Below are 9,558 nucleotides of genomic sequence, written 5' to 3' on the forward strand. Positions count from 1 at the left end.
CTGCGTAACAGCGCCACCTTCTCCTCGGCGGTAAAATGTCTGCGGCTTTTCTTCATGACTTCTCCTTTCTAGTCTACACATTGTGACTGGTTGAGAAGTCCTATTCCTACTGAGGCGGGACAAGAAGGCGTCTTTATGTTGTTTAATGCGACAGATTAAAATGGACAAGTTTGAAAAGTCGTCATGACTCGGGAGTCGTTTTTTTTATACCCTGTGTTTCTCGAAATCCCATTCTAATAGATCCCCCCAAGTCCCTTTTCATCCCGGTCTACTTTCCATTTTAAAGATCGTATTGCTTCAAACAATAAGGTTCCAACAGATACGTTATGACGGGGAATGGCACAGTCTTTTGTAAATTCAGATATTTCTATGATACATTTAGCGCGTGGTTTCATACCGCACACGGTTTAACAGGGTACTACATGCTGGCAGCGGTGTTTGTTGAACACATACCGGCCGGTCGTTATTCTGCACAACATTCCCCAAGGCAAAAGGAAGGAAACAAATGCAAGAAAAAAAACCATTAACCTATAGTGATGCCGGAGTCAATATTGATGCAGCCACCACGGCCTTGTCCGGAATGAAAGATCTGATCCGCCGCACGTACACAGAGCATGTATTGCGCGATATCGGCACCTTCGGCGCCATGTTCCAATTAGATTTAAAAAACTATGAGGAACCAGTCTTGGTTTCCAGTGTCGACGGTGTTGGGACCAAACTGAAATTGGCTTTTATGACCGGCAAACATGACACGGTCGGTATTGATTTGGTTTCCCACTGTGTCAACGATATTCTCGTGCAAGGGGCGCGGCCTCTGTTTTTCCTCGATTATCTTGCCGTGGGCAAATTGCATCCGGAGGTAGTCGTCGAAATTGTACGTGGCCTTTCCATTGGCTGCCGATATGCCGGCTGCGCGCTCATCGGTGGTGAAACAGCGGAAATGCCGGACATGTATAAGGAAGGTGAGTATGATCTAGCCGGCACCATTGTAGGCATCGTCGATCGTCCAAAAATTGCGGATGGCAGCGCCATCGAAGAAAACGATGTTATTGTCGGATTACCGAGCACGGGCTTGCATACCAACGGCTTCAGTCTAGCCCGAAAGATTTGTTTTGAGGTCGCGGAGCTGAGCCCCGATGATCCCATGCCCGGCGTAGGCGCGACGGTGGCAGAGGCGCTGATGGAACCCCATGTCAGTTATGCCAAATTGATGCAGTTAGTCATGCGTGTTGCTGATGTGCATGGCATGGCGCATATCACGGGCGGCGGTATCACGGATAACGTGCCGCGCATCCTGCCCGAGGGTCTCGCTGCAGAAATTGATTTGAACAGCTGGAAAGTGCCTCCTTTGTTCCGTTTCTTGCAAGAAATAGGCAATGTAGAGGATCAAGAAATGTTGCGCACTTTTAATATGGGTCAGGGATATCTTTTTGTTATTTCCCCGGATCAGCTTAATCGTGTTCAAGAAACCATAACGCTCGCCGGCCAACAATGCACCGTTGTCGGCAAAATCATTTCCGGAGATGGCAAGGTACATTACACAGGGAAATTAAATTATGAAGACCCATCGAATTGAAATAGCGCGCAAAGCAAACCAAGCGGACCCGGCAGGAGCATCTGTGCGCGCTCAGATTGCCCAAGATCTTGATATAAACGTCGAAGCTGTACGTATCATTGATGTCTATACGATTCATGCCGCGCTGAGCGAAGAAGAACTGACCGTAATCTGTGAACAAGTTTTCTCTAACCCGATCACCCACGACTGCGCTTTAAACCGATCCCTGGCAAAGGACTACAGCTGCTTGGTTGAAATCGGTTTTTTGCCCGGTGTGACTGATACGGTGGGTCGCAGCGCCCTAAGCGCCGTCGAAGATGCGTTGGGCCGTTCTTTTTCTGAAGCTGAGGGTGTGTACAAAAGCACGCTCTACGCCTTGTCCTGCGTGGATTATGAAACAACGGTTCACATTACCACGGCCCTTCTGGCAAATGACTTAATCGAGCAGTACAGCATTCAAAGCGCCGAAGAAATGCGGTCCCGTGACGGTCAGTCTCTTTTGGCACTGCCTATCGTAAAAGAGACCGCCGGTCCCCTCATGGAAGAAGTGAGCCTCGATCTGTCGGATGAGGCGTTGAAGGCGTTAAGCCGCGATCGGATGCTCGCCCTCGAACTGGAGGAAATGCGGGTTATTCACGACTATTACGAACAGGCAGAGGTACGCGATGCCCGAGCCAAAGCGGGATTGCCTGCATCACCTACGGATATTGAATTGGAAATTTTGGCGCAAACCTGGTCGGAACATTGCAAACATAAAATTTTCAATGCCGTTATCGATTATGAAGACGGCACCGAAAAATATCGGATCACGAGTCTTTTCAAAACCTATATTCAAGGAGTAACCGATGCGGTCAGCAAACGGGTGCCTTGGCTTGTCAACGTATTTGAAGACAACGCCGGCATCATCCGCTTTGATGAAGACCATGTCTTTGCGCTGAAAGCAGAGACCCACAACAGTCCATCGGCTCTGGATCCTTACGGCGGCGCCATGACCGGTATTGTAGGCGTTAACCGAGATATTCTCGGCGCCGGTTTGGGTTTTCAGTGCATTTTAAATACCGATGTACTTTGTGTGGCGTCACCCTTTTACGCGGGTGAAATTCCGCCCCGTCTCATGCATCCGCGCCGAATTTTGAGAGGCGCGCTCCGAGGCGCACAGGAGGGCGGTAACCACAGCGGCGTTCCCAATGTCAACGGTGCCCTTGTGTTCCACGAACATTTTTTTGGTAAACCCCTTGTTTTCTGCGGCACCGGCGGTCTCAGTCCCGCCATCGTCGGCGGTCGGCCTGTATGGGAAAAAGCCGCCCGACCCGGCGACTTTATCATCATGACCGGCGGCCGCATCGGCAAAGACGGCATTAACGGCGCGACTTTTTCTTCGGAAGCGCTCCATGAAGGCTCGCCTGCCACGGCCGTACAGATTGGCGACCCCATCACACAAAAAAACATGGGCGATTTTTTACTGGAAGCGCGGGATCTCGGCTTCTATAGCTGTATCACGGATAACGGAGCAGGCGGCTTGTCGTCGAGCATCGGCGAAATGGCGTTAAAGCCCGGCGGCGCTGATGTTCATATAGACCGTGCGCCTTTGAAATATGACGGACTGGCGCCTTGGGAAATCTTTGTATCTGAAGCGCAGGAGCGCATGACCCTTGCCGTTCCGCCCGAACATGTAGATGCCTTTCTCGACTTGGCACGGCGCCGCGATGTGGAAGCAACGGTATTGGGAACATTTACGGATTCCGGACAACTGCGCTGCTATTACGACGACCAATTAATCGCGGCACTGGACATGGACTTTCTTCATGATGGGCTGCCGCGCATGTACCTGGAGGCGAGCCTAGACACGACGACGGAACTGCCGCAAATTATGCCTGCTCCTGATCAAAACGATTTGAGCGCCGATCTCGCCGCCGTACTCGGCTCTCTTAATGTATGCAGCAAAGAAAATTTCGTGCGCATGATGGATCAGGAGGTTCAAGGGCAGAGCGTACTTAAACAATTTCAGGGACCCGGTCATGATGGTCCGGGAAACGCCGGCGTGATAAAACCCTTAGCAGACAGCAAGCGGGGTATTGCCGTAGCCTGTGGCATTTGCCCGAAATACGCGGAACTTGATGCCTACGCCATGACGGCGTGCGCCGTGGATGAAGCGGTACGCAACCTTGTAGCGGTTGGTGCCGCCATCGGAACCATCGCCGGTCTGGACAACTTTTGCTGGCCTGATCCCGTGCAAAGCGAAACGACTCCTGACGGCCGCCACAAACTGGCGCAATTGGTTCGCTCCTGTGAAGCGCTTTACGATGTATGCCTTGCCTATGACATCCCCTTGATCAGCGGCAAGGACAGCATGAAAAATGATTACCGCATGGGCGACACAAAGATCAGCATTCCCCCTACGCTCCTTTTCACGGCCGCCGCTATTCTTGAAGATGTGGATAAAGTCGTGAGCATGGAAGTGAAAGACGCAGGTCATATCGTCTACGTTCTGGGCGAGACCTATGATGAAATGGGCGGCAGCGAATATCTTGCCCTTCACGGCATGACAGGCTCATGTCCGCCGCGGGTAAATCACTTGTCTGCACGCAAATTATATGAACGGCTGCACCAAGCCATTATGGAAGGTCTTGTCAAGTCCTGTCATGACGTTTCTGATGGCGGGCTTGCCGCAGCCCTCGCGGAAAGTGCCTTCTCCGGCGGATACGGGATGACCGTTACCTTGTCCCCCTTGGGCGTGGAAAATGGAATCATCGCCTTATTCAGCGAATCGCAAAGCCGCTTTGTTGTAACGGTTGCGGCGGAAGATGCCGCGGCTTTTGAAGCTGCTATGAAGAGAAGTGCCTGTTATCGTGTTGGCGAAACCAGTCCTGAACCTGTGTTGCGCATTAGCTGCGGTGACGATCGTTATATTGATGCAGAACTCTCCGTTCTGCGCGACGCTTGGAAAAAAACACTGGATTGGTAAGCGCTAAACAAGCATAAGGATGCTCTTTCAATGACTATTAACGTCGTAGTATTAACAGGATTCGGAATCAACGCCGACGAAGAAACGCAGCGTGCTTTTAACCGGGTTGGCGCGCAGGCTTCACGTATTCATCTTAACGATTTGTTGGCAGATCCTTCCTTGTTGGATCGTGCCCACATCTTGGCGATTCCCGGCGGCTTTTCTTTTGGTGATGCTGCGGGACCGGGCAAGATCCTCGCCAATCGGCTTCGCTTCAAACTGGAGAAAGCGCTTCAAGACTTTGTTGGCCGAGGGAAATTAGCTATCGGCATCTCCAACGGCTTTCAAGTTATGCTCCGCTTGGGGATGCTGCCCTTTTTCGACGGCTCTTTCCAACAAACATGCACCTTGAGCCAAAATGACAGTGCCCGCTTTGAGAATCGCTGGGTACACCTAAGACGCCCGGAAAATACGCGATGCCTATGGCTCCATGAAGTGGAAAGCCTAGACCTGCCGCTGCGCTGTGAACATGGCAAATTCATTCCTCAAGATGAAAGCGTGCTCTAGCGTCTCTTCGACCAGGGACAGGTCGCCTTACAATACGCGTCATCCGGCGATGAGGACGGCGCAGGTGTTGCCTCCGGAAATCCCATTGGATCAACAGAGGCAATCGCCGGTATATGCGACCCGAGCGGCCGTTTGTTTGGACTTATGCCCCGTCCGGAAGCCTATCAAGATCGTGTTAATCATCCGGAATGGACCGGTCTCCATCTTCCCGAAGAAGGGGCCGGGCTGCAGATTTTCCGTAACGCAGTGGAATTCGCCCGTCGGGAATTGTAATGATGAGTCTCTAAGCCGCAGTGGATATCGTCCCTGCTGTGATAGACACAGGGTAGCATTGCCATGTCCCATCCCAATCGTTTTTATGTAGCTTTTGATGATGATCCTGAAGAGCGGATAATCCTTCCCCGTGAAGAAGCCCATCATGCGCTGCGTGTAGCCCGACTTCAAGCCGGTGAAATAATTTCCTTGTTCAATGGGCGTGGTCATGTTTTATCGGGTCCTTTGGGTGTTTCGGGCCGTCACGAAGTTTTGATGGACATCGAAGAGCGAGACTTGGTTCCGCCGCCGCCCATCACTCTAACCGTCGCACAAGCAGGACTACAGCAAGATAAAGCCCTTATGGAAGTTCTACGCCGGGCTGTGGAAATGGGTGTATCCCGCCTATATTTTTGGCAGGCAGATCATGGACAAAAACCACTCAGCCTACAAGAACGTTGGTTCAAAAGTGCTGTGGAGGCGTGCAAACAATGCGGTCGTTTTTATGTGCCTGAGATCAAGATTTTTCCGTCTCTCGAAGCGCTGTTAACGGCTGTCGACGGACCGGGACTCATTGGACTTCCCGATGCCGATCAACACCTTCCCCTTAGCTTGGAACTCACCGATACGTTGACGCTGCTAATTGGTCCGGAAGGCGATTTCTCATCACGCGAAAAAGAACTTGCCCAAGCTGCCGGCATGACCCCGGTCAGTTTAGGCCCCTATATCTATCGCAGCGAAACGGCTTCCCAATTTTTGATGACCCGCGTTGTTGATCGGCTGGGTTGGCTCGGTCCGCCATTGACGCTGCGCAGACCTGCAGCTGAAGCTGAAAGTTCGGAATGAAAATCCTGTTTCTATGCCAATATTTCCCACCGGAACCGGGCGCGCCTGCAGCGCGTACCCATGAACATGTTCGGGAATGGGCAAAACAAGGACATGATGTCACCGTCATTTGCGGTGTACCCAACCATCCCACCGGCGAAATCCCCGAGGAATATCGCTCACAATTTGTCTATGAATCCATTGTTGACGATGTGCGTGTCCTTCGTTGTTGGTTTTTGACTGCAGCCAATGCGGGACGCGTACGGCGGAGCATCGCCTTCGTCAGTTTTATGGCGGCTGCTTTGTTCTGGGGCGTGGTAAAAGGCGGTAAACCCCATGTGGTAATTGCGACGTCGCCCCAACTGCTTTGCGGCTTGGCGGGAGAATTGCTCGCTCGATTCAAACGCTGCCCCTTTGTATTCGAAGTGCGCGATCTTTGGCCGCAACAGATTATCGATCTTAACGTGCTTCGCAATAAATGGCTGATTCAAATATTGCGCGCTGTGGAAAGTTATTTATATCGGCGCGCTGCCGCCATTGTCACCGTTGCCGAGGCAGCGCGGCATATACTCATCGAGGAAGGCTATGGTGAAGAAAAAATCTTCACAGTAACCAACGCCATCGATCTTGATGTTTTTACACCTCAAGAGCGCACGGGAACCATGCGTTTTCGCTACGGCTGGGGAGATCGGTGCGTTGTCCTTTATATCGGCACCCACGGAATGTCTCAAGGATTGGAGACGGTCTTAGCCGCCGCTCGGATGCTGGCAGATCAACAGCATATCCATTTTGTTTTTGTGGGCTCCGGTGCGGAACGGCAAGGACTCATAGAATTAGCGCAGTCATGGCAGCTTAGCAATGTCGAATTTATAGCCAATCAACCGAGGGAAGAGGTGCCAGAATTTTACGCCGCCGCAGACATTTGCCTGGCACCGTTGAAAAAGTGTGATATCTTTCTCACCAATATACCGAGCAAACTTTTTGAGATCATGGCTTGTGCAAGACCCATTATTCTAGGCGTGGACGGACAGGCACGGGAGGTATTGGAAGCGGCAGACGCAGGTATTTGTGTGCCTCCGGAAGATGTGGAAGCCTTGGCAGAGGCGATCACCCATTTGGACCGTAATCCTGCCCTGCGCGAGACCTACGGACAAAACGGAAGAAACTATGTGGAGATTCATAGTAACCGCTAGGAAAAAGCCTTAGATTTGCTTGAAATACTCCTTAGCGTGCAGCAGCAAAGAAAAGGATCTGTCGATAAACGCTAAGGCTATGACGCTGAACCGTACCTCCCTTCCTAGACCTTGTATGTGTAAAAATCGAATCTACAAAGTTTTAGGGGCGGTTTTGTATTTCATCGCTTCATTGCATAAACTGTAGCCATGACAGATTCTTCCGACATATCAAAAGAGCAGATTCCCACTGCCGCTCCAACAGCGCCTTGGGTAAAAGTTGTTTTGCTCTGGTTGATTATAGCCCTACCCTTTGCGCTCTTTAATTGGGTACATTTCCCTCGATATCAGCATCAACAGCTCCGCCTGCCCGAATCCTTTCCTGCCTATGCAGAAAACCTTCCTGAAGACTACGCGATGGAGGTGCTCCGCCAAGGCGTGGCACAATTTAATCCGCCTTGGGACGTGCCTTACTTGCGCCTCGCCGCCTTGGAGCAGCGCCGTGGAAATGATCAGAAAGCCGCCTTTTTAACAGCCCGTGCGCGCTGGTATAGCCTCCTATCCGATACGCCTGTCGATCGTGAAGCCTTATCTATTTTAACCCGTGAGCAAGCCGACGCCTACATAGACATGTCCCGTTTTTGTGGTCAAGGGATCCCTGTTGCCGCCGCTTCTTTTTGTAAGGCTTTGGATCTTTCCGGTCTCAGCGATTCTTGGTCTGTAGCCCGGCAGATTGCTTTATTCACATTGAGCGGCAGCGCCGTCGCAGCCGGGACTTGGCAATGCGCCGATGAAGCCTACCGGGGTCTGCCGTTGGTCTGCTATAGCGGGGGTGGACGCGATAAACGGCGGGGCGTGCACATCTTTGTTGGTGATCAAGATTTAACTTCCCGTGAACGGGGCATGCACGTGGTGTTCGTCGACGCAAAGACGGGCACAGCCTTTGAGTCGGACTGTTTCGATCTTTGGGGACACATGAAAGAAGGACTGCGCATGATACAGGTGCTTGAAGGCGCGCCGGAGGGTTGTATTGGTCTTTTTGCTGTATGCGACGAGGCGTCTGTTTTCATGACCAACGCCATGGAATCGGCATTGTTGCAATTCGGCATCGATAAGACACCCATTGCCGGCGGCGAATCCCATATAATCGGGCTCCGTTCTAGTTTCGCCGCCATCGGTATCAAAGGCGCTCCATCCGGAACCGCCTTGCAAAGCCGTTCCCCCGAATATTTCCAGGGCCGACGGGGTCATCCTGTTATTTGTGCCTTGTTCCCGGTGGAGACAACGCCATGAAACCGCCGCTCCTCTACTTACTAGTCGCCTTAGGCAGCTTTATGATTGTCTGGATATTGGTGCCCCTCTTTCGTAAACTCGCTTTGTATTTGGAAGTGGTGGATGCGCCGACTAGTGCGCGGAAAATTCATAGCCGCGCCATTCCTTACTTAGGCGGACTCCCTTTCTTTCTTGCCTTCTTGGCCGTGATCATAGGCTTGGATATTTTTGCGCCCCGTTATGCTGCCCTTGAATTCTATCCCATGGCGCTTGCCGGTTTCTTCATTGTGCTCTTGGGTATTTACGATGACGTTTGCGACCTGTCCAGCAAAATCAAATTGCCTTTGGAATTGCTGCTGTGCGGCGCCTTATATTATTTCGGCTTTGGCAGCACCATTATCATGCGTCCTTTAGGCGGAAGTTTATACATCGGCGGTTTCGCAATCATTATCACTGCCTTATGGATTGCAGGCGTCATGAATGCCGTTAATTTTACCGATGGGCTGGACGGTTTGGCTGCCGGCCTGGTCTGTATCGGTTCTCTCAGCCTCTTTGCCATCGCTTTTCAAGGCAATCGTGTTTTTTCCTGCATCCTCATGGCATTTTTGGCAGGAAGCACCATCGCTTTCTTATGCTACAATATCCACCCCGCCTCAGTGTTTATGGGTGACGCCGGCGCGCTGTTTTTAGGTTTCATTTTCGGTGCATCTACCTTGTTGGAGCAACAAAAAGGGGTGGCGGTCATTGCATTAACTATCCCCATGATCGTGCTCACCATCCCCATTTTGGATACGGTTCTTAGCTTTCTCCGCCGCATCGGCAGGGCTTCGCAAGGAGGTTTTTTCGAACCGGACCGCAACCATTTACACCATCGTCTTCTTGCCTTGGGCCTGACACAAAGACAGGCAGTTCTCGCCCTATACCTTTTGTCTGCCTTTATGGGCGTACTTGCCTTCTTTCTTTCCGGCGTC

Annotated in this window: 7 protein-coding genes and 1 pseudogene; all 8 read left to right on the plus strand. The window is 51.6% G+C overall.

The features are described 5' to 3' along the window. Positions 1-505: 505 nt before the first annotated feature. Positions 506-1,576 (plus strand): phosphoribosylformylglycinamidine cyclo-ligase, encoded by a 1,071-nt coding sequence (locus GX117_13805; protein NLO34405.1) that lies wholly within the window; start codon positions 506-508, stop codon positions 1,574-1,576. Then, positions 1,557-4,520: a phosphoribosylformylglycinamidine synthase gene (locus GX117_13810; protein NLO34406.1), complete on the plus strand. Its 2,964-nt coding sequence runs from the start codon at positions 1,557-1,559 to the stop codon at positions 4,518-4,520. Before GX117_13805 ends, GX117_13810 begins: the two co-directional genes overlap by 20 nt. Before the next feature lie 30 nt (positions 4,521-4,550). After that, positions 4,551-5,066 carry a phosphoribosylformylglycinamidine synthase subunit PurQ gene (locus tag GX117_13815; GenBank protein NLO34407.1) on the plus strand — a complete coding sequence of 172 codons (516 nt, stop codon included), beginning with the start codon at positions 4,551-4,553 and terminating at the stop codon, positions 5,064-5,066. A 3-nt stretch (positions 5,067-5,069) separates the two neighbouring features. Further along, positions 5,070-5,339 (plus strand): annotated as a pseudogene (locus GX117_13820) (phosphoribosylformylglycinamidine synthase subunit PurQ). A 63-nt stretch (positions 5,340-5,402) separates the two neighbouring features. Next, positions 5,403-6,164, plus strand: a complete 762-nt coding sequence (locus GX117_13825; protein ID NLO34408.1) for a 16S rRNA (uracil(1498)-N(3))-methyltransferase — start codon at positions 5,403-5,405, stop codon at positions 6,162-6,164. Continuing rightward, complete coding sequence (locus GX117_13830; protein ID NLO34409.1) at positions 6,161-7,336, plus strand: glycosyltransferase family 4 protein; 1,176 nt, start codon at positions 6,161-6,163, stop codon at positions 7,334-7,336. Before GX117_13825 ends, GX117_13830 begins: the two co-directional genes overlap by 4 nt. A 189-nt stretch (positions 7,337-7,525) precedes the next feature. Then, positions 7,526-8,608, plus strand: a complete 1,083-nt coding sequence (locus tag GX117_13835; protein ID NLO34410.1) for a hypothetical protein — start codon at positions 7,526-7,528, stop codon at positions 8,606-8,608. After that, the coding region (locus GX117_13840) for an undecaprenyl/decaprenyl-phosphate alpha-N-acetylglucosaminyl 1-phosphate transferase (protein ID NLO34411.1) at positions 8,605-9,558 on the plus strand (954 nt) is incomplete at its 3' end. The genes GX117_13835 and GX117_13840, both read left to right, overlap by 4 nt.

This window comes from Candidatus Hydrogenedentota bacterium (assembly GCA_012523015.1).
Taxonomy (GTDB): Bacteria; Hydrogenedentota; Hydrogenedentia; order Hydrogenedentales; family CAITNO01; genus JAAYBJ01.